Origin of the sequence: Micromonospora sp. WMMD1076, assembly GCF_029581475.1 — a bacterium.
GTDB classification, from domain to species: domain Bacteria; phylum Actinomycetota; class Actinomycetes; order Mycobacteriales; family Micromonosporaceae; genus Micromonospora; species Micromonospora aurantiaca.
Genome location: NZ_CP120862.1, coordinates 5,310,714 through 5,332,024, shown reverse-complemented (window position 1 = coordinate 5,332,024; position 21,311 = coordinate 5,310,714). Strand labels below are relative to the sequence as shown.

The window sequence follows — 21,311 nt, the reverse complement described above, 5'->3', positions numbered from 1 at the left end:
GGATCCGTCCGAATCGGGGGATCCGGTGCGCGTGTACGCCGCGCGCCTGACCTGACCGGGCTCAGCGCCGGGTCGACGTCACGAACCGGGTCCACGCGGCCGGGGTGAAGGTGAGCACCGGACCGGCCGGGTCCTTCGAGTCGCGGACGCCGACCACGCCGGGCAGGTTGCCGGCGACCTCGACGCAGTTGCCGCCGTTGCCGCCGCTGCGGGTGCTCTTGCGCCACCGCGCGCCGCTCAGATCCATGCCGCCGCAACTTCCCTCAACAGTTCCAGGGTCCGCGCGCGGGGCAGCGCCTCGCCCCTGATGCGTTCCCACCGACGCTCCAGGGTAGCAATCTCCGAGGGCTGCTCGATGATCTGCGCGCGGGCCTGGCTGTCCACATGCGCCACCCGGTTGCCGTCGCGCAGCTCCGCTATGACGAACGGCCCGTCCAGCCCGGGATAGGTCGGCGTGTCGAGGGGCACCACGTGGAGCTGCACGTTCGGCAGCTCGGCGCAAGTGAGCAGGTGGGTCACCTGCTCGGCCATCAGCGCCCGGTCACCGGCGGCGGCGCGGCGCAGCACCTGCTCGTCGAGCACCGCGACGTACAGTGGCCCGCGCGGCCGGGTGAGGACGCCCTGCCGGTCCAGCCGGGCGGTGACCAGGTCGGTGATCTCGTCGCCGGTCAGTGGCTGGCCGAGGAACGTGGCCCGGGCGTACGCCTCGGTCTGCAACAGGCCCGGCACCCAGGCCAGCTCGAACGTACGCAGCGCGACTGCCTCGCGCTCGATGTCCACCCACGGACGGAACCAGACCGGCTCGCGGCGGCGGATCGCGTCCGGCCAGAGCGCCTCGATCGGCTGGCCCAGCAGGTTCGCAGCCGTCGCGCGGTGCCGGCTCTGCGGGATGTGCCCGGGGTTCGCCCACCGGGCCACCGTCTTCGGGTGCAGGCCGAGCCGTTCCGCCAGGCTCTCGGCGGTGTGACCGGCACCGGCCAGCGCGGTGACGAAGGCATGGTTCATGCCCGTTCCTCCCCGGAGCAAAAGAATCGTCCGAAGGAGATTACCCAACGCTGTGTGATTGTGTGGGCACCCTCGGCACGGTGGAGGCATGACCGAACCGACACCGACATCGGCGTACCCCCGGGTGGTGCTGCCGCTCACCGGCCACCGCGCGTGCGGTCCGGCCTGGCGCTGCGACCGCTGCGGTGAGCCCTGGCCGTGCCCGACCCTGCGGGCCGCGCCCACCGACGCGGCCCGCCGCGCCACGATGATCCCCGAGTTCTCCCGGCTCACCCGGCAGGCCATCCGCGACCTGCGCGGCCGCCCCGACGGCCCGGACCCGATCGCGATCGTGCGGCGCTTCCTGTGGTTCCTGCCGCTCACCGACTCCGAGGCACGCGCCGTCGCGCTCCGCCTCCGCTGAGCAGGTAAGGAAGGGCCCCTTATTAACAGACGTCTGTTAATAAGGGGCCCTTCCTTACCTGGGAACTCAGGCGGCGATCATGCGGCGCAGCACGTACTGCAGGATGCCGCCGTGCCGGTAGTAGTCCGCCTCACCCGGGGTGTCGATCCGGACCACGGCGTCGAACTCCACGCCGGTGTCGGTGGTGACCTTCACCGTGCGCGGGGTATCGCCGTCGTTCAGCGCGGTGACGCCGCTGATCGAGAACGTCTCGGTGCCGGTGAGGCCCAGCGACTCGGCGGTCTCGCCGCCCGGGAACTGCAACGGCAGCACGCCCATGCCGATCAGGTTCGAGCGGTGGATCCGCTCGTACGACTCGGCGATGACCGCCTTCACGCCCAGCAGCATCGTGCCCTTGGCCGCCCAGTCGCGCGACGAGCCCGAGCCGTACTCCTTGCCGGCCAGGATGACCAGCGGAACGCCCGCCTCCTGGTACGCCATCGAGGCGTCGTAGATCGAGGTCTGCTCGCCGGTCAGGTGGTTGACGGTGAAGCCGCCCTCCACACCCGGGACGAGCTGGTTGCGCAGCCGGATGTTGGCGAACGTGCCCCGGATCATCACCTCGTGGTTGCCGCGGCGGGAGCCGTACGAGTTGAACTCGTGGCGGGCCACGCCGTGCTCGGCCAGGTACTTGCCGGCGGGGGAGTCCGCCTTGATCGAACCGGCCGGGGAGATGTGGTCGGTGGTCACCGAGTCGCCCAGCTTGGCCAGCACCCGAGCGCCGGCGATGTCCTGCACCGGGGTCGGCTGCTGCTGCATGCCCTCGAAGTACGGGGGCTTGCGCACGTAGGTGGAGTCGCCGGCCCAGGAGAACGTGTCACCGGTCGGGGTCGGCAGCGACTGCCAGCGCTCGTCACCGGCGAACACGTCGGCGTACGCGGCGCTAAAACCGGTGGCGCCGATCGCCGAGGCGATGACGTCCTGGATCTCGGCGCTGTTCGGCCAGATCTCCCGCAGGAACACCGGGTTGCCCTGGGCGTCCTCGCCGATCGGCTCGTTCGCCAGGTCGATGTCCATCGTGCCGGCGAGCGCGTACGCGACCACCAGCGGCGGGGACGCCAGGTAGTTCATCTTGACGTCCGGGTTGATCCGGCCCTCGAAGTTCCGGTTGCCGGACAGCACCGACACGACCGCGAGGTCACCGTCGTTGACGGCGGCGGAGACCTCCTCCGGCAGCGGGCCGGAGTTGCCGATGCAGGTGGTGCAGCCGTAGCCGACCAGGTTGAAGCCGAGCTTCTCCAGGTACGGGGTGAGGCCGGCGCGGTCGTAGTAGTCCATGACGACCTTCGAGCCCGGCGCCAGGGTGGTCTTCACCCACGGCTTGCGGGCCAGGCCCTTCTCCACCGCGTTGCGGGCCAGCAGCGCGGCGCCGATCATCACCTGCGGGTTCGAGGTGTTGGTGCAGGAGGTGATCGCCGCGATCACCACGGCGCCGTGGTCCAGCTCGTACTCGACGCCGTCGGCGCCGGTCACGCGTACCGGATTGCTGGCCCGGCCGCCCGCGCCCACCGCGGCGGTATCCAGGTCGCGCGGCGCGTCCGCCGGGTCGTTCACGCCGTTGGCGGGGGAGTCGCTGGCCGGGAACGACTCGGCCGACGCCTCGTCGGCCGGGCCGTCGGCGCCGAACGGCTTCTCCTGCTGCGGCACGCCCGGCTTGCGGCCCGGGTCGCCACCGGTCTCGTCGGCTGCCACGTAATCGCTGAGCGCGGCACGGAACAGCGTCTTGGCGCTGCCCAGCGGCACCCGGTCCTGCGGGCGCTTCGGGCCGGCCAGCGACGGCTCGATGGTGCCGAGGTCCAGCTCCAGGCGCTCGGAGTACTCCGGCTCGCGCTCCGGGTCGTGCCAGAGGCCCTGCTCCTTGGCGTACGCCTCGACCAGCGCCACCTGAGACGCGTCGCGGCCGGTCAGCTCCAGGTAGCGGACGGTCTCGGCGTCGATCGGGAAGATCGCCACGGTCGAGCCGTACTCCGGCGACATGTTGCCGATGGTGGCGCGGTTGGCCAGCGGCACCGCGCTCACGCCCGGGCCGTAGAACTCGACGAACTTGCCGACCACGCCGTGCTTGCGCAGCATCTCGGTGATGGTCAGCACCAGGTCGGTGGCGGTGGTGCCGGCCGGCATCTCGCCGGAGAGCTTGAAGCCGACCACACGGGGGATCAGCATGCTGACCGGCTGGCCGAGCATCGCGGCCTCGGCCTCGATGCCGCCGACGCCCCAGCCCAGCACGCCCAGGCCGTTGACCATGGTGGTGTGCGAGTCGGTGCCGACGACCGTGTCCGGGTACGCCTGGCCGTTGCGCTCCATGATCGTGCGGGCCAGGTACTCGATGTTGACCTGGTGCACGATGCCGGTGCCCGGCGGGACGACCTTGAACTCGTTGAACGCGGTCTGGCCCCAGCGCAGGAACTGGTAGCGCTCCTTGTTGCGCTCGTACTCCAGCTCGACGTTGCGCTCGAAGGCGTCCTCGCGGCCGAACAGGTCGGCGATGACCGAGTGGTCGATGACCAGCTCGGCCGGGGCCAGCGGGTTGACCTTGGTGGCGTCGCCGCCCAGGTCACGGACCGCCTCGCGCATGGTGGCCAGGTCGACCACGCAGGGCACGCCGGTGAAGTCCTGCATCAGCACCCGGGCCGGGGTGAACTGGATCTCCACGCTCGGGTCGGCGGTGGCGTCCCACGCGCCGAGCTGCTGGATGTGGTCGGCGGTGATGTTCGCGCCGTCCTCGGTCCGCAGCAGGTTCTCCAGCAGGATCTTCAAGCTGTAGGGCAGCCGCTCGTGGCCCTCCACCTTGTCGATCCTGAAAATCTCGTAGCTCGCGTCTCCGACGCGTAGCTGGGTCTTCGCACCGAAGGTGTCGAGGCTCGCCACGTCGTACTCCTTCACACCAGCGACCGTGAGTAGTCCTGAGCAGTTTGTCGCACCGACCGGGGCGCTGCCGTGCTTAGGCAACACTTACCTGCGTCGGCCTCTACAAACCGTACGTCCGTCTTGCTATTCGTGCAACCTCGTGGCACGCTGCGGGACGAGGAGGTACCACCATGATCCATCACGTCCTGCTCGCCTGCCCTCGCGGCTCCGAGGACGCGTCCCGCTCCTTCTACGCGGGCCTGCTCGGCCTCACCGAGAAGCCCAAACCCCCGGCCCTCGCCGCCCGCGGTGGCTGCTGGTTCACCGGGTACGACGCCGAACTGCACCTGGGCGTCGAGGACGACTTCCACCCGGCCCGCAAGGCGCACCCCGCGCTGCTGCGCACCGACCTGGACGAGCTGGCCGCCCGCCTCGACGCCGCCGGACACACGGTGACCTGGGGCGACGACGAGGTTCCCGGCATGCGGCGGTTCCACACGTACGACCCGCACGGCAACCGGCTGGAGTTCCTGGCCCCCGCGGGCTGACCCGGCGCGGGTAGGGTCGGCGGGTGGTCGACGTACAGCACTGGCTCGCCGCGCTCCCGCCGGCCCTGATCTGCCTGCTCGTGGGCGGGGTGATCGGCGTGGAGAGCATGGGCATCCCGCTGCCCGGCGAGATCGTGCTGGTCAGCGCCGCCCTGCTCGCCGCCACGGGCGCCGTCGGGCCCGAGTGGGTGGCCGCCGCCGCGGCCACCGGCGCCATCCTCGGCGACTCCATCGGGTACGCCGTGGGCCGGCGCGGCGGCCGTCCACTGCTGGAACGGCTCGGCCGGCGCTTCCCGAAACACCTCGGCCCGGCACACCTGGCCCGCGCCGAGCTGAGCTTCGCCCGGCACGGCGTCTGGGCCGTGTTCTTCGGGCGGTTCGTCGCGCTGCTGCGCATCCTCGCCGGGCCGCTCGCCGGTGCGCTGCGCGTGCCGTACCGCCGGTTCCTGGTCGCGAACGCCGCAGGCGGGCTGGTGTGGGCGTTCGGCACCACCTACCTGCTGTTCTACCTCGGGCAGGCCGCCGAGCACTGGCTCAAGGACATCTCCTGGGCCGGGCTGGTGCTGGCCGTGCTGGCCGGTGTGGTCAGCACCGCGTGGCTGCGCCGCCGAGCCAAGCGCCTGCACGTGCCCGAGCCCCCCGACCAGTCCACACCGGTCCCCGCCGCCGACCGCTGACCGCCGCCCCAGCGCCTTCCCCCTCACCCGCGCCCGGCCCGCCCGCGCCGCTGCGCCGCCCGCCCGAGCCGCTGCGCCGCCCGCCCGAGCCGTTGCGCCGCCCGCCCACGCCGCTGCGCTGCCCGCTCTCACCCGGCCCCGCTCTCGCCCGGCCCGGCACTCGCCCTTGCGCCGCCCGCCCTCGCCCGGCCCCGCCTGCCCTTGGGCCGCCCGCCCCGCCCTCGCCCGGTTGATCAAGGAGTTCGTGTCCTGCAGCGGCCCCGCAGGTGACACAAACTCCTTGATCAACTCCTTGGTCACCGATGCGGGTGAGCGGGCCGGCGAGCAGGGCGGGGCGCGGCGGACCGGATGGGCGGGATGCCCAGCGGACCGGGGACGTGATGTCGCGCAGCGCCGAAGGCGCACGAGATCTTGGTAGGAAAAGGCCCCTGGGGGCTGTTTCCTACCAAGATCTCGGCCGGCCGCACCCGACCCGACCACTTCGCAGCGTCGATCATGAAGTTGACGGCGACAAATCAGACAGGAAACGCCGCCAACTTCATGATCGACGGGGCGGGCGCGTGCCGACGGGCGGGCGCGGTCAGGGGCGGTGAGCGGGGCGCGCGGACGGCGGCGCGGGACTTCTCGGTGTGGTCCAGCGCGTCGAACCCGTGCTGTCCGTTGGGTACGTCCACCACGCACAGCGGGATACCGCGGGTGGGGGATCGAGGACGAACGGGCTCTGCCAGAGAACGGTTCCCATCATGGCGATGGTAGGAGCATCAGCCGCCCGCGACTGTCCGGTCAGGACGACGAAGACGCCTTGGCGTGCCGTTCGCGCAGCCGGTCCCGGATCTCCTCCGGGGTGTACGCCCGGCGCCGCCGCTCGGCCCGCGCCACCACCACTCCGGTCGCCGCGACGCCCGCGAGACCCGCGAGACCGAGCACCTTCCACCACCGCATCCGTTGCCGCATCCGCATAGGGTAGTCCTCCATGAGCATCAGCCTGGACGAGGCCGTGGAGCTGACCCGCACCGGCGATCTGTGGGTGTTCCGCGGACGCAGCGTGCCCGACCGGGCCATCCAGCTCACCACTAACAGCCCGGTGAACCACGTGGGCATGGCCGTGGTGCTCGATGACATGCCGCCGCTGATGTGGCACGCCGAGCTGGGCCGTTCGCTGCCGGACATGTGGACCGGCACCCACCAGCGCGGCGTGCAGCTGCACGACCTGCGGGACGCGGTCTGCGTCTGGGGCAACCGGTACGGCCAGCGGGGCTGGCTACGCCAGCTCGAACCGCCGGCCGACACGGCGATGGAGGAGGCGGTGCTGCGTACAGTGGCTCGTCTGGATGGGACGCCGTTCCCGTCCACCGCGCAACTCGCCTGGCGGTGGGCCCGGGGCCGGCTGCCGCACCCGCGTCGCCTGAGCCTCGGCGGCCGCCTGGGCAAGACCGGCGACAGGGGCGAGACCGGCGACACGAGCAGGACCGGCGACAGGGACCAGATCGGCATCCTGGGCAAGACCGGCGACAGGGGAGAGATCGGCGACCGGGACGAGGCCGGGCGCAGGGGCGAGACCGGCGACACGAGCAGGACCGGCGACACCGGCAGGGAGAACGCCGCGGCACTGGAGACGGCGTACTGCGCCGAGGTGGTCGCGGTGACCTACGAGGCGATGGACCTGCTGCCCGCCGGGCGACGGCCCAACTGGTACGACCCGGGGCGGTTCTGGAGCGGCGACGACCTGGCCCTCAACGGCGGCGCGCACCTCGGTGCCGAGATCGAGGTGCGGATCCCGCCGCGCTGACCAGGTTTGCCGCCGGGGCGCGCCGGTAATGAGGAGCGTCGTGACGGCTTCCACCGACCTCGACACGCTCACCGACTTCTTCGACCGGTACGGCGTGGCACTGACCACCGCCGACGTGCCGGCCATCGCCGGCTGCTACGCCCTGCCCGGGCTGGTGGTCGCCGACACCTACAGCTTCTCGTTCACCTCGCCCGCGGCGGTGGCGCTCAGCTTCGTCGGCGCCACCCCCGACTACCAGGAGCGGGAACTCGTCGCCGCGAACGCGCAGATCGAGGACGTGCAGCAGATCTCGGCGCTGCTCACCGAGGTGGCGGTGCGCTGGGAGTTCCTGGACAGCCAGGGCGGCGCGGTGCCCGGCGAGCGCTACCGCTATCTGCTGCGCACCACCGAGGACGGCCCGGTGATCTGCACGGTCATCCGTACCGCCTGATCTTCGTCGTGGTGCGGCGGCCGGCCACGCGGGCCGGCCGCCGCACGACGGACGTCAGCGGTGGTGGGCGCCGGCCCAGCGGTCGGCCTCGGGGGCCGGGTGCAGGCCGGGCTCGTGCAGGCCCTCCTCGGTGACCTGGCCGATCCGGCGGTACGTCTCCGGGTGGCTGGTGCGCAGGATCGCGCCCCAGATCAGGCCGACCACGCCTGCCGCCACCGGGATCGCCGGGAGCAGCCACTTCAGGTAGCTCGCGGTGTCGGGGGCGAGCAGCGCGTCGAAGTTGAACAGCAGCACCAGCAGCACGGCAGTGAGCAGGACCGTGCCGAGTGCCGGAGCGATCGCCCGCTGCCACGCGCTCTCCGGGCCGGGACGGCCCCGGAAGAAGCCCACCACGGAGGCCGAGGTGAGCGTCATCAGCAGCACGACGCCGACCGCCGCGGCGCCGGACAGCCAGGTGAACAGGTCGATGACCGGGTCACGGCCGGTCATCGCGAACGCCAGGAACACCACCACCGCGAGGGCGCTCTGCACGACCGAGCCCGCGACGGGCGCGCCGCTGCGGCTGGAGGTGGCGCCGAGGAAGCCCGGCAGCACCCGCTCGCGGCCCAGAGCGAACAGGTAACGCGCCACGCCGTTGTGGAACGACAGCAGGGCGGCCAGCACGCTGGTGATGAACAGGAGGTTGGCGATGTCCGCGACGACCGCGCCGGTGTACTGGTCGAGCGCGCCGAAGATGATGCCCGGCCCGGCCTCGGCGCTGGCCGCCGGGGCGTTCTCCGGACCGGTGAGCACGGTCAGCGCCCAGGCGGAGAAGGCGTAGAACAGGCCGGTGAACGCGACAGCGATGTAGGTGGCCCGGGCGACCGTGCGCCGCGGGTCCTTGACCTCCTCGCTGTAGATGGCACCGCTCTCGAAGCCGGTGAAGGAGGCGATGGTGAACGCGAGCACCGCGCCGAAGCCGGCGCCGAACAGGTGGCCGGGGCTGATGCCGGCGGTGGTGACGGTGCCGCCGTCGGGGTTGGCGAAGGCGACCAGGTCGAAGATCAGCACGGCCACGCATTCGAGGATGAGCAGCACCGCGAGCACCGTGGCGTTGAGGTCGATGCGCAGGACGCCGAGCGCGCCGATGAACACCCAGGCCAGCAGCGCCCAGACCCACCAGTCGAGACTGATGCCGGTCTTGGCGTCCATGAAGTCGCCGAGGATCGCGCCGAGCAGGCCGTAGAGACCGATCTGGATCGCGTTGTACGCCGCCAGCGCGACGGCCGAGCCGGCCACCCCGCCGGCCCGGCCGAGACCGTTGGCGATGTACGCGTAGAACGCGCCCGCGTTGGCGACGTACCGGCTCATCGCGGCGTAGCCGGTGGCGAAGACGGCGAGCACGGCGGCCAGCAGCACGTATCCGAGTGCGGCGCCGATGTTGCCGCTGACCGCGTACATGGTGGTGACGCCGCCGCCGAGAACGGTCAGCGGGGCCGACGCGGCGACTGTGAAGAAGACGAGGTGGGCGGTGCCGAGACGACCGCGGCGCAGCCCACCGTCGGAGAAGAACGGATCGGAGGACAAGGCTTCTCCAGGGGAGGGGGATGAGGGGGTTCAGGTGTCTACTTCGGAACAACCTGAAGCAGGGTATTGGTGATCACTGATCGTGACAACCCCGCTTCGATATCGATTGGGGCGCGCGTGATCGGCCGGAATTGAGCTGTGCGTGGTCATGCCGTACCGTCCCGTGTCGACGATCACGGCCACCGTTCGAGGATGGACCATGACCTACCCCGGGGCACAGGCCACTTACCGGCTTGCGGATGCGCTGTTCCTTATCGGACACGACGAGTTCACCGGCAAGCCACATGTCGCCGTCGACCGGCTGGAGTGCGGGCTGGCCGGCGCCGCGCTCGCCGAGCTGATGTTCGAGGGCCGGATCGCCCTCGACGGAGGGGGGATCGCCGCTGTCGATCCGCGGTTGTGGCAGGAGCCGCTCACCGACCTGCTGATCACCGAGATCCTGCGCCGCGAGGGGGCGCATCCGGCCCGGCTGTGGATCCGCTACCTGCGGACCCAGCTCAACATCAACGAGCGCGTGGGCACCCGGCTGGTCACCGCCGGCGTGCTCCGGCGCGAGCAGGGCAAGCTGATCGGCCGGATGGTGCGCTGGCCGGCCATCGACCCGAACCAGGCGGCCTCACCGCGGGTGCGGCTGACCGCGATGCTGATGCACTCGTCCCCGGCCGAACTGGACCCGGGCACGCTGCTGCTGGCGACCCTCGCCGAGGCGGTCGGGCTGGCCACGCACATCTTCGACCCGCAGGCGGCCACGCGGATGCGCGACTGCCGCCGGTTCCTGCCGGCTCAGCTCGAAGGGCTGCTCGCCGCCGTCGTGGGCGCGCTCGACGTCACCACCACGACGGTACGGCGATGACGTCCCGCCCCGGGCCGAGCCGGGGCGGGACGGTATCGGTCAGGCCGGGTCGCGCCACATCGGGTAGAGGCTGGGGCCCTCCGGCAGGTCCAGCGTGACCGGGCGGCGCCGGAATCCGAGCCGCTCGTAGAGCGCGGCGTTGCGCGGCGAACTGGCCTCCAGGTACGCCGCGGTGCCGGCCTGATCCAGCTCGGCCAGCTTGTTACGCAGCAGCGCCGAGCCGACGCCCTTGCCGTGATGGTCGGGGTGTACCGCGATGAAGGGCAGGTACCAGTGCGGCTCGCCGGGGTGCCGGGCGCTCATCATCTCGTCCAGCACACTGAACCGCTTCATGGCCTCCGCACCGATCGCGGCCTCCATCTCGTCGAACTCGTCGCCCTCGTCGGCGTCGTGTCCCTCGCCGGTGGGCAGCCAGAGCGTGGCGCCCAGGCCGTCGCCGGCGACGTGCACCTCACCGGTGCGCAGCGCCAGCGCGACGAACGGTCCGAAGAAGGCGGGATGGACCCGGGCGCGATGGTCGTCGGCCGGGAAGACCCAGCCGCTCACCGGATCCCGCATGAACGCCTCGACGAGGATCGCGGTCACGACGGCCGCGTCCGCCGTGGACGCCCGCCGGATGTTGCCCTGCCACTCACTCACTGGCCAACCGTCCTACCGGCTCGACGAGCCATTGTGGTCATTGATCGCCGTGCAAGGTATCAGGTGGCTACGCTGGCCCGGACCCCGACAGGAGAACCATGTCCCGCACGCGTCGTCCCGGCCCGCGGCCCGGGGCCGCCATGACCTCGTCCCCCTGGATCCTCGTCGCCGCCGGAGTCGTCGTGATGGTGGTCCTGCTGGTGGTGGCGCTCGATTCGGTGCGGGGCCGGCGGACGCTCCCGGCGGCCGGGCCACCGGACCCGGTGATGTCGCTGCCACAGGTCCCGGCCACGCCGGGCGGGACCGGCACGGCCGGGCACGCGCCGGGCAGTCCCACCGGCCGGGTGGTGCCGGGACTGTCGCCCCGGTCGACGGTGCTGCCCGCCCGTCCCACGCCTGCCGCGCCGGCCGTCAGCCCGCGGGGCGTCACCCGTTCCGTGCCGGCTCCGCCGCCGCCGGCGCCGCGGTCCGCCGTGACCGGCCGGTACGGCGTGGCGAACGTCTTCGACGGTGGTTTCATCGGTGAGGTGCTGCTCGTCAACACCGCGCGTACGCCGCAGGGCTGGACGGTGCGGGTGGCGTATCCCGGCGGCCGGCTGGTCACCGCCTGGGTCGTGGGCATGGAGCAGGGCGTGTTCAGCTTCGCCGACGGCGTGTTCACGTACCGCAGCGGGGTGGACCTGGCGGCCGGGGCGTCGGTGCCGGTGCGGTTCCACGTCGAGCGGGTGGGCACCCGGCCGCTGGGCTGCGCCGTCGACGGCACGGCCTGCGTCGCCTGACCGGAGCCGCGCCCTCGCGTGGGGCGGCGACGGGTGCCACCTTTTGCAAGGTAACTGCTTTGTTGCGACATGGTTTGCAAGGTATTGCAGAATGTTTCGGCAAGGGCTAGCGTGCGGGCGAATCAGCGACCAGAGAAAGGCCGTCGATGAAACCGCCGCCGATATCCCCCAAGGCGCTGCTCGCCCTGGTCACCTCCCTCGTACTCACTCTCGTCGGCGTGCCGGTGGCCCTCCACCAGCTCGGCGCCGGCGCCACCGCCCCGGCCGCCACCCCCGACGTCCTGGCCGCCGGCAACGCTCCGCAGTGGAACCAGGAGCCGTCCGCCGACGCGCTCCTCAAGGCCGGTACCGGTACCGCGAAGGCCGAGCAGTTCTACTTCGTCCTGCCCGACCGGTTCGCCAACGGCGACAAGCGCAACGACACCGGCGGCCTCACCGGCGGCCGGCTCACCACCGGTCTCGACCCGGCCGACAAGGGCTTCTACCACGGCGGCGACCTCAAGGGCCTGATCGACCGGATGGACTACATCCAGGGGCTCGGCACCACCGCCATCTGGCTCGCGCCGATCTTCAAGAACCGCCCCGTGCAGGGCACCGGCGCGGACGTCTCGGCCGGCTACCACGGCTACTGGATCACCGACTTCACCCAGGTCGACCCGCACTTCGGCACCAACGCCGAGCTGAAGAAGCTGGTCGACCTGGCCCACCGGCGGGGCATCAAGGTCTACCTCGACATCATCGTCAACCACACCGCCGACGTCATCCGGTACGCCGAGGACAAGTACGGCTACGTGGACAAGAAGACCGCGCCGTACCGCGACGCGCAGGGGCGTCCCTTCGAGGACCGCAACTACGCCGACGGCACCCGCAGGTTCCCGGCGGTGAACGAGAAGTCGTTCCCGTACACCCCGGTGTTCGCCACCCCGGCCGACGCGAAGGTCAAGGTACCGGCGTGGCTCAACGACCCGACCATGTACCACAACCGCGGTGACTCCACCTTCGCCGGGGAGAACAGCGAGTACGGCGACTTCTTCGGCCTCGACGACCTGTGGACCGAGCGTCCCGAGGTGGTCCGCGGCATGACCGACATCTACGCCCAGTGGATCGGCAGGGCCGGGGTGGACGGGTTCCGCCTCGACACGGTCAAGCACGCCAACCTCGACTTCTGGCCGCAGTTCGCCCGCGGCATCGACGCCGCCGCCGCGAAGGCCGGCAAGAAGGACTTCTTCATGTTCGGCGAGGTCTACAGCGCCGAGCAGGAGATCCAGTCCACCTACGTGCGGCAGGGTGGGCTGCCCGCCACGCTCGACTTCTCGTTCCAGGAGGCGGCACGCGGGTACGCCACCGCCGACGGCTCGGCCAAGGCGCTCGCCGACGTCTACGCCAAGGACGACCTGTACTCCGCGCGGGACACCGACGCCAACCGGCTCACCACGTTCCTGGGCAACCACGACATGGGCCGGATCGGCTCGTTCGTCGCCGCCGCCGGTGGTGACGACGCCACCCAGCTGAACCGCAGCCGGCTCGCCCACCAGCTCATGTTCCTCACCCGCGGCCAGCCCGTCGTCTACTCCGGTGACGAGCAGGGCTTCACCGGACCGGGCGGCGACAAGGACGCCCGGCAGGACATGTTCGCCTCGCGGACCGCCGACTACCTCGACGACGACCTGATCGGCACCACCCGCACCCACGCCGCCGACCAGTACGACACCCGTCACCCGCTCTACCGGACCATCGCCGAGCTGGGCGAGCTGCGGGCAGCGCACCCGGCGCTGCGCGACGGCGTGCAGGTGACCCGGTACGCGGCGGACGGGCCGGGCGTCTTCGCGTTCTCCCGCGTCCTGCCCGCCGACCGGATCGAGTACGTGGCGGCGGTGAACAACGCCGCGACTCCGCAGACTGTCACAGTGGACACCTGGTCGGCCGGCGCCACGTTCACCGGCGTGTACGGCGGCGCCGCCGGCGCGACGGCCGGCGCGGACGGCAAGCTGAGCGTCACAGTGCCGGCCATGTCGGCGCTGGTGCTGAAGGCCGACCGGGCGATCCCGCAGGCCGGGGCCCCGAAGATCACGATCTCCGAGCCGGGCGACGAGCCGGTGCCCGGCAAGGCCGCCGTCACCGCCCAGGTGACCGGCGACCCGCTCGCCACCGTCACGTTCGCCGCCCGGGTCGCGGGCGGCAAGTGGACGCTGCTGGGCACCGCGCACCGCGCGCCGCACACCGTGCACCACGACCTGACCGGCCTGCCCGGCGGTACCCGGGTGGAGTACAAGGCGGTGGTCCGCGACGGCAGGGGCCGCACCGCCACCGCCCGCGCCACCGGCACCGTCGGCACCCCGGCCCAGGGCGCGTCGCGCGACTGGGCGATCGTGCACTACCAGCGCCCGGCCGGCGGGTACGACGACTGGCGGCTCTACGCCTGGGGCGACATCGACCCGGCGTACGTGACGGAATGGCCCGCCGGGCAGCCGTTCGCCGGTGAGGACTCGTACGGCCGGTTCGCCTGGGTCAAGCTCAAGCCCGGTGCGAAGACAGTCGGTTTCCTCGTGATCGACGGCGACGGCGACAAGGACGTCGCGAACGACCGCACCATCGACGTGACGGCGACCGGCGAGGTCTGGGTCAAGCAGGGCGACCCGGCGGTCTACCCGACGCGGCAGGCCGCCACCGGTGAGCCCGACCCGCCCGTCGCCCAGGACACCGCGCTGATCCACTGGCGCAAGGCCGACGGGAACTACGACGGCTGGGGCCTGCACCTGTGGGACGGCGCGGCCAACCCGACCGACTGGGCCGCCCCGCTCAAGCCGGAGAAGATCGACGCGTACGGCGCGGTGTTCCGGGTGCCCCTCGCGGCCGGAGCGAGCGGGCTGAGCTACATCATCCACAGAGGCGACGAGAAGGACCAGCCCGAGGACCAGCGGCTCGACTTCGCCACCGCCGGGCGCGAGGTGTGGCTCCTGGCCGGCGTCAAGGGGCGGCTGCTGCCGACCACCACGTCCGGCGCCGCCAAGGACCTCGACCTGACCAAGCAGAAGGCGCAGTGGATCGACAGGTCCACCGTCGCCTGGGCCACCGGGCCGACCGACGGCAGGCGGTACGCGCTGGCAGTCGCCCCGGCCGGCGGGATCGGCCTCGCCGACGGCGAGCTGACCGGCACGTACACCACCATCGGACTGCGGGCGCAGCGCAACGGGCTGACCGAGGCGCAACGGCAGGGGTACCCCCATCTCTGGGCCTCCCGCGCCTTCACGCTGGACCGCGCCGACCTGGCCAGGGTGCCGGCGGCGCTGCGCGGCCAGCTCGTGGTCACCGAGCGGGACGCCGAGGGCGCGCTGCTCGCCGCCACCGGCGTGCAGATCCCGGGCGTGCTCGACGACGTCTACGCGGCGGCGACCGGCGCGAAGCTCGGGCCGACGTTCGCCGGCCGGGTGCCCACCCTGGCGGTGTGGGCGCCGACCGCGCGGACCGTGTCGCTGGAGCTGTTCGACTCGCCCACGGCCCAGCCGGCCACCGTGGCGATGCGCCGCGACGACCGCACCGGCGTCTGGTCGGTACGCGGCACGAAGGCGTGGAACGGCCGCTACTACCGCTACCGGGTGCAGGCGTGGCAGCCGGCCACGCAGAAGATGGTCACCGCGTCGGTGACCGACCCGTACTCGGTGGCGCTCGCGCCGGACTCCACGCACAGCCAGATCGTCGACCTGACCGACCCGGCGCTCGCGCCGGCCGGCTGGGCGAACCTGCGCAAGCCGGCCGCCCCGCCGGCCTCCAAGGTCCAGATCTCCGAGCTGTCGGTGCGGGACTTCTCCATCGCCGACACCACGGTCCCCGCCGACCGGCGGGGCACCTACCTGGCGTTCACCGACCCGGACACCGCCGGGATGAAGCACCTGCGGGCGCTCGGCGACGCCGGGGTCAACCACCTGCACCTGCTGCCGGCCTTCGACTTCGCCACCATCCCGGAGAAGCGGGCCGACCAGGCCCGGCCGAACTGCGACCTGGCCGCGCTGCCGCCGGACTCCGACGAGCAGCAGAAGTGCGTCGCGGCGGTCGCCGGCACCGACGGCTACAACTGGGGGTACGACCCGCTGCACTACACGGTGCCCGAGGGCGGGTACGCCACCGACCCGGACGGCGCGAAGCGCACCACCGAGTTCCGCCAGATGGTCGCCGGGGTGAACAAGGCCGGCCTGCGGGTGGTCATGGACGTGGTCTACAACCACACCTCGGCCGCGGGCACCGACCCGAAGTCGGTGCTCGACCAGGTGGTGCCGGGCTACTACCACCGGCTGCTGGAGGACGGCACGGTCGCCAACTCCACCTGCTGCGCCAACACCGCGCCGGAGCACGCCATGATGGGCAAGCTCGTGGTGGACTCGCTGGTGACCTGGGCCAAGGCGTACAAGGTCGACGGTTTCCGGTTCGACCTGATGGGCCACCACCCGAAGGCGAACATCCTGGCCGTACGGGCCGCGCTGGACAAGCTCACGCTCGCCCGCGACGGCGTGGACGGCCGGAGGATCCTGCTGTACGGCGAGGGCTGGAACTTCGGCGAGGTCGCCGACGACGCCCGGTTCACGCAGGCCACCCAGGCCAACATGGCCGGCACCGGCGTCGGCACGTTCAACGACCGGCTCCGCGACGCGGTGCGTGGCGGCGGCCCGTTCGACGCCAACCCGCGGGTGCAGGGCTTCGCCTCCGGCCTCTACACCGACCCGAACGGCGACGAGGTGAACGGCTCGGCGGCGCAGCAGCGGGCCCGGCTGCTGCACCAGCACGACCTGATCAAGGTGGGGCTGACCGGGAACCTGCGCGGCTACCGGTTCACCGACTCCACCGGCAAGCGGGTCACCGGGGCGCAGGTCGACTACAACGGGGCCCCGGCCGGGTACACCGCCGCGCCGGGCGAGGCGGTCACCTACGTCGACGCGCACGACAACGAGATCCTGTACGACGCGCTGGCGTACAAGCTGCCGCAGGGGACCTCGGCGCAGGACCGGGCCCGGATGCAGGTGCTCGCGCTGGCGACCACGGCGCTCGGGCAGGGCGCCGGGTTCGTGACCACCGGCTCGGAGCGGCTGCGCTCGAAGTCGCTGGACCGTAACTCGTACGACTCCGGTGACTGGTTCAACCAGATCCGCTGGGACTGCGCCCAGGGCAACGGGTTCGGCGCCGGCCTGCCGCCGGAGGCCGACAACCGCGACAAGTGGTCGTACGCGAAGCCGCTGCTCGCCGACCCGAAGCTGGTGCCGGACTGCGCGGCGATCGACCTGGCCGACGCCCGGTACGCGGAGCTGCTGCGCGTCCGCCGGTCCTCGCCGGTGTTCGGGCTCGACACCGCCGAGCAGGTGCAGAAGCGGGTGGCGTTCCCGCTGTCCGGGACGAAGGAGACCCCGGGCGTGCTCACCATGACCCTCGACGCGCGAGGGCTGGACGGGAAGTGGAAGTCGGTGACGGTCGTCTTCAACGCCACGCCGGAGACGGCGAAGCAGACGGTCACCGGGCTGCGCGGCGCGGACGTGGCGCTGCACCCGGTGCTGCGGAACTCGGCCGACCCGGCGCTGCGTACCGCGTCGTTCGACCGGGCCGCCGGCACGTTCACCGTGCCCGCGCGCAGCGTGGCGGTGTTCGTCCAGAGCTGACCGGACACGGCCGACCGGCCCCCTGCCACGTCGCGTGGCAGGGGGCCGGTCGCGTACCCCGGTCCGTCAGGTCAGTTGAAGCAGTCCTCGACGGTGTTGGCGCAGTTGGTGGGGTCGTTGTTGCTGATGAGGGACTTGTCGTCGAGCTTGACGCGTCCTTCGTTGTTGAGGACGCCGCCGGCGACCCGGTGGAGCTTGCTGGAGTCGGTGGCGGTGTTCTTGGTGACGTGGGTCTTGGTCAGGGTGATCTTCGCCTTGTTGTTGAAGATGCCGCCGCCGTTGAGGGCGGTGTTGCCCTTGATGTCGGTGTCGCGGATGGTGAGGGTGGCGTTGTCGTCCTCGTCGTGGTCGCGGGCGAGGAAGCCGTCCTCGATCTTGATGAGCCACTCACCGTTGTAGATGCCGCCGCCGAAGCGGTTGGCGGTGTTGTCGACGATCTTGCTGTCGGCGATCGTGGCGCTGGCGTGCTCCTTGTTGTTCGGGTAGCCCCAGTGCTTGCCGCCGGTGACCACCACACCCCCGCCGTTGCCGTCGGCGTGGTTCTTGGCGACGTGGACCTTGTCCAGGTCCAGGTCCGTGTTCTCGGCGTAGACGCCGCCGCCGTTCTCGCAGGCGGTGTTGCCCGTGATCGCGGTGAAGGAGACCGTGACGGTGCCGCCGCTGCTGAACAGACCGCCGCCGTTCTTGCCGGCGCGGTTGTCCGACAGGCTGGACTTCACGCCGTCCTTGCCGTGGTCGGAACCGTAGATCTCGACAGTGCCGGCGTCGTGGTGCTTCTCCTTCTTGTCGTAGCCCTTCGGTGCGGCGGAGGCCGCCGGGCCGTGCCCGCCGGACAGGCCGCTGCCGTTCGCGATGCCGCCGCCGTTGCCGGCTGCGGTGTTGTCGTCGACGTGGGTTTCCTCGACCTTGAGGGTGCCCTCGTTGTAGACGCCGCCGCCGTCGCCCTGGGCGTGGTTGTCGACGACCTTGCTCTCCTTGAGCCAGGTGCGGCCGTAGTTGGCGATAGCGCCGCCGTCGCCTTCGGCGTTGTTGTCGACGAGCTTGACGTTGTCCAGGTAGGCGCTGCCGCCACGCTCGACGAGCAGCGCGCCACCGTCGCCCTCGACCCGCTTGTCGTCGTCCTTGCCGCCGTTCATGCCGTCCGCGACGGGCGTGACAGCGGCGGCCGTGGTCGCCGCGGCCGGAGCCGCGACAGCCGCGACAGCCGGGGCGGCGGCCGGCGGCTGGCCGGTGCCGTTGCCCGGAACCGGAGGCTGGCCGTTGCCCGGAACCGGGGGCTGGCCGTTGCCCGGCGCGGGCGGCTGGCCGTTGCCCGGCGCCGGGGCGGGTCCGCCACCGCCCGGGTACTTGAATTCGTTGGCGTTGCCGCCCTTGACGGTGAGGTCCTTGAGTGTGAGGTCGCCGCCGTCGACGACGCGGAAGATGCGGAAGGTGTCTTCGGCGTCGCGCTTGATGGTGGAGTTGTTGCCCTTGATGGTGACGTCCTGCTTGATCTCGGGCAGGGCGGAGCCGAACTTGCGGTCCTTGACGCCGAGTTCGTAGGTGCAGTTCTCGGCGAGCTTCAGGGTGCCGCCGTGGTCGCGGTTGGCCAGTTCGAGGGCGTCGACCAGGGCGTCGTCGTCGCAGGGGACCTCGCGGGTCTTGCCGTGGTCGTCCTTGCCGTCCTTGCCCCACTCGCCCTTGTCCGGGCCCCACTCGCCGCGGTCGCGGCCTTCCTCGCCGCGGTCCTTGCCGTCCTTGTCGTGCCCGTCACGGCCGTACTCGCCCTCGGCACCCTTGTCGCTGTCGCTGAGCTGCTGCGTGGTCGACCACTTGACGTCGGCGAGCCGGTGCGGGCCGGTGGCCCCGGTGGTCGCGTAGGCCACGCCGGCGAGGCTGACCGCTCCGGTCAGGCCCACAACGCCGGTGGCGAGCCACATCCGGCGACGCCGGAGCGGGGAGATGGTCTTGCTGGTGGCGTCATCGTTATTGCGAAGGTAGTTGGACATCGGAGCTCTCTGCCCTCTCCTTGTACCTGACAAGGTCGCTTCGCCCTGGCGAGGCGGCCTTCGCTACAAATCGGTTGTAGCTGCTGAAGATGACCGTATGAGAACCTTCTTCGCCTCGTGGTCATATACGAAAAAAACCCGCATAAGGGTGCGGGTGGGATGGGTGGCGCAGTGCGGTCCGGACGCCCCGGCGGGGGACACCGCGGCCGGTACGGGCCGCTCGGGGATGGCGGGAGCCCTCCTCGCGCCGTCCACGGCGCGAGGAGGGCTCCGGCGGTTATGTGGTGGTTCGATCAGTTGAAGCAGTCCTCGACGGTGTTGGCGCAGTTGGTGGGGTCGTTGTTGCTGATGAGGGACTTGTCGTCGAGCTTGACGCGTCCTTCGTTGTTGAGGACGCCGCCGGCGACCCGGTGGAGCTTGCTGGAGTCGGTGGCGGTGTTCTTGGTGACGTGGGTCTTGGTCAGGGTGATCTTCGCCTTGTTGTTGAAGATGCCGCCGCCGTTGAGGGCGGTGTTGCCCTTGATGTCGGTGTCGCGGATGGTGAGGGTGGCGTTGTCGTCCTCGTCGTGGTCGCGGGCGAGGAAGCCGTCCTCGATCTTGATGAGCCACTCACCGTTGTAGATGCCACCACCGAACCGGCCGGCCGTGTTGTCCACGACGGCGCTGTCGGCGATCGTGGCGCTCCCCGCGAGGCCGTCCTTCTCGGCGCCGTTGCCGGCCCAGTCCCGCCCGCCGGTCGTCACCACGCCGCCGCCGTTGCCGTCGGCGTGGTTGCCCGCCACGTGGACCTTCTCCAGGAGCAGGTCGGTGTTCTCGGCGTACACGCCGCCGCCGTTCTCGCAGGCGACGTTGCCGCCGATCGCGGTGAACGAGACGGTGACCCAGCCGCCGCTGCTGAACAGGCCGCCACCGTTGTGACCGGCCCGGTTGTGGCTGAGCGTGCTCAGCGAGGCGTCCTTGCCCTCGTGCGCCCCGATGATCTCGACGGTGCCAGCGTGGTGCCTGCCGTGCTCGCCCTTGTCGGCCTTCGTGGCCGAGGCCAGGTCGACCGGCCCGTCGTGGTGCTCACCGCCGCCGTTGGCGATGCCGCCGCCGTTGCCGGCTGCGGTGTTGTCGTCGACGTGGGTTTCCTCGACCTTGAGGGTGCCCTCGTTGTAGACGCCGCCGCCGTCGCCCTGGGCGTGGTTGTCGACGACCTTGCTCTCCTTGAGCCAGGTGCGGCCGTAGTTGGCGATGGCGCCACCGTCGCCTTCGGCGTTGTTGTCGACGAGCTTGACGTTGTCCAGGTGCGCGCTGCCGCCACGCTCCACCAGGAGCGCGCCGCCGTCACCCTCGAACCGCTCGTCGTCGTCCTTGCCGTCCGGGACGAGCGCCGTCGGCGCCGGTCCGCCACCGCCCGGGTACTTGAATTCGTTGGCGTTGCCGCCCTTGACGGTGAGGTCCTTGAGTGTGAGGTCGCCGCCGTCGACGACGCGGAAGATGCGGAAGGTGTCTTCGGCGTCGCGCTTGATGGTGGAGTTGTTGCCCTTGATGGTGACGTCCTGCTTGATCTCGGGCAGGGCGGAGCCGAACTTGCGGTCCTTGACGCCGAGTTCGTAGGTGCAGTTCTCGGCGAGCTTCAGGGTGCCGCCGTGGTCGCGGTTGGCCAGTTCGAGGGCGTCGACCAGGGCGTCGTCGTCGCAGGGGACCTCGCGGGTCTTGCCGTGGTCGTCCTTGCCGTCCTTGCCCCACTCGCCGCGGTCGCGGCCTTCCTCGCCGCGGTCCTTGCCGTCGTTGCCGTACCCGTCCTCGCCCTTCTCGTCGCCCTTCCCGCCCTCGGCGCGGGAGTCGTCAGCGGCGTTCTGCGGCGCGGCGGCATGGTTCTCCGCCACCGGTTCGGTGCCGGGCTTGTCGTCGCGGGCGGCGAGACCGCCGAGCGCCGCCAGCCCGACGACGCCGGTCAGCCCGGCCACACCGGTGGCGACCCAGAGCGCCCGCCGCTTGCTCGTCCGCGGCGGGGGCGCCATCGGCACGCCGCCGTCGGGTGTCGTTACGTCGTTCGACATGAGAGCCCTTTCGGTTCTTCCCAAACGGGTCGCACCGCCCCAGGCCGGGCGACCAGCTACA

General features: G+C 71.4%; 17 protein-coding genes. 8 read left to right on the top strand and 9 right to left on the bottom strand.

Annotation, left to right across the window (positions count from 1 at the left end; all coding sequences use genetic code 11):
* Positions 1-61: 61 nt before the first annotated feature.
* A complete protein-coding gene (locus O7622_RS23910) occupies positions 62-247 on the bottom strand; it encodes a DUF397 domain-containing protein (protein WP_013287405.1) in 186 nt (61 codons plus the stop codon).
* A complete protein-coding gene (locus O7622_RS23905; RefSeq protein ID WP_282310438.1) occupies positions 238-1,005 on the bottom strand; it encodes a DUF5753 domain-containing protein in 768 nt (255 codons plus the stop codon). The genes O7622_RS23910 and O7622_RS23905 overlap by 10 nt, the downstream gene beginning before the upstream one ends.
* Positions 1,006-1,093: 88 nt before the next feature.
* Between O7622_RS23905 and O7622_RS23900 the strand changes: the two genes are divergently transcribed.
* Entirely contained in the window at positions 1,094-1,408 is a 315-nt protein-coding gene (locus O7622_RS23900; protein ID WP_013287403.1) for a hypothetical protein, read from the top strand.
* Between the two features lie 66 nt (positions 1,409-1,474).
* Here the strand turns inward: O7622_RS23900 and O7622_RS23895 are convergent, their stop codons facing one another.
* Positions 1,475-4,330, bottom strand: coding sequence for an aconitate hydratase (locus O7622_RS23895; protein ID WP_282310437.1), 2,856 nt, complete (start codon positions 4,328-4,330; stop codon positions 1,475-1,477).
* 155 nt (positions 4,331-4,485) lie between these two features.
* Between O7622_RS23895 and O7622_RS23890 the strand changes: the two genes are divergently transcribed.
* Positions 4,486-4,842 (top strand): VOC family protein, encoded by a 357-nt coding sequence (locus O7622_RS23890; protein WP_282310436.1) that lies wholly within the window; start codon positions 4,486-4,488, stop codon positions 4,840-4,842.
* Between the two features lie 23 nt (positions 4,843-4,865).
* Entirely contained in the window at positions 4,866-5,519 is a 654-nt protein-coding gene (locus O7622_RS23885; protein WP_282310435.1) for a DedA family protein, read from the top strand.
* A gap of 515 nt (positions 5,520-6,034) precedes the next feature.
* Here the strand turns inward: O7622_RS23885 and O7622_RS23880 are convergent.
* Together O7622_RS23880 and O7622_RS23875 are read right to left on the bottom strand one after the other, a co-directional pair.
* Positions 6,035-6,196: a hypothetical protein gene (locus tag O7622_RS23880; RefSeq protein WP_282310434.1), complete on the bottom strand. Its 162-nt coding sequence runs from the start codon at positions 6,194-6,196 to the stop codon at positions 6,035-6,037.
* 106 nt (positions 6,197-6,302) lie between these two features.
* Positions 6,303-6,494 carry a hypothetical protein gene (locus tag O7622_RS23875; protein WP_139135452.1) on the bottom strand — a complete coding sequence of 64 codons (192 nt, stop codon included), beginning with the start codon at positions 6,492-6,494 and terminating at the stop codon, positions 6,303-6,305.
* On the opposite strand from O7622_RS23875, the gene O7622_RS23870 reads away from it, so the two are divergent.
* A complete protein-coding gene (locus O7622_RS23870) occupies positions 6,493-7,308 on the top strand; it encodes a hypothetical protein (RefSeq protein ID WP_282310433.1) in 816 nt (271 codons plus the stop codon). The two genes, O7622_RS23875 and O7622_RS23870, sit on opposite strands and share 2 nt — an antisense overlap.
* A 40-nt stretch (positions 7,309-7,348) precedes the next feature.
* On the top strand, positions 7,349-7,738 hold the full coding sequence (locus O7622_RS23865; RefSeq protein WP_282310432.1) for a hypothetical protein: 390 nt from the start codon (positions 7,349-7,351) through the stop codon (positions 7,736-7,738).
* A 54-nt stretch (positions 7,739-7,792) separates the two neighbouring features.
* Here the strand turns inward: O7622_RS23865 and O7622_RS23860 are convergent, their stop codons facing one another.
* A complete protein-coding gene (locus tag O7622_RS23860; protein ID WP_282310431.1) occupies positions 7,793-9,304 on the bottom strand; it encodes an APC family permease in 1,512 nt (503 codons plus the stop codon).
* A 199-nt stretch (positions 9,305-9,503) separates the two neighbouring features.
* Between O7622_RS23860 and O7622_RS23855 the strand changes: the two genes are divergently transcribed.
* The gene (locus O7622_RS23855) at positions 9,504-10,157 is read left to right on the top strand and encodes a GPP34 family phosphoprotein (RefSeq protein WP_282310430.1); all 654 of its coding nucleotides are present in this window, start codon (positions 9,504-9,506) and stop codon (positions 10,155-10,157) included.
* Between the two features lie 39 nt (positions 10,158-10,196).
* Here O7622_RS23855 and O7622_RS23850 read toward each other — a convergent pair whose 3' ends face one another.
* Positions 10,197-10,796 carry a GNAT family N-acetyltransferase gene (locus O7622_RS23850; protein WP_282310429.1) on the bottom strand — a complete coding sequence of 200 codons (600 nt, stop codon included), beginning with the start codon at positions 10,794-10,796 and terminating at the stop codon, positions 10,197-10,199.
* 140 nt (positions 10,797-10,936) lie between these two features.
* Here O7622_RS23850 and O7622_RS23845 point away from each other — a divergent pair, with 140 nt between their 5' ends.
* Together O7622_RS23845 and pulA are read left to right on the top strand one after the other, a co-directional pair.
* Positions 10,937-11,575: a cellulose binding domain-containing protein gene (locus tag O7622_RS23845; RefSeq protein ID WP_282310428.1), complete on the top strand. Its 639-nt coding sequence runs from the start codon at positions 10,937-10,939 to the stop codon at positions 11,573-11,575.
* A gap of 146 nt (positions 11,576-11,721) precedes the next feature.
* Positions 11,722-17,217 (top strand): pullulanase-type alpha-1,6-glucosidase, encoded by a 5,496-nt coding sequence (pulA, locus tag O7622_RS23840; protein WP_282310427.1) that lies wholly within the window; start codon positions 11,722-11,724, stop codon positions 17,215-17,217.
* Between the two features lie 71 nt (positions 17,218-17,288).
* Here pulA and O7622_RS23835 read toward each other — a convergent pair whose 3' ends face one another.
* Positions 17,289-19,205 (bottom strand): proline-rich domain-containing protein, encoded by a 1,917-nt coding sequence (locus O7622_RS23835; protein ID WP_282310426.1) that lies wholly within the window; start codon positions 19,203-19,205, stop codon positions 17,289-17,291.
* 293 nt (positions 19,206-19,498) lie between these two features.
* Positions 19,499-21,250: a hypothetical protein gene (locus tag O7622_RS23830; RefSeq protein ID WP_282310425.1), complete on the bottom strand. Its 1,752-nt coding sequence runs from the start codon at positions 21,248-21,250 to the stop codon at positions 19,499-19,501.
* Between the last annotated feature and the right edge of the window lie 61 nt (positions 21,251-21,311).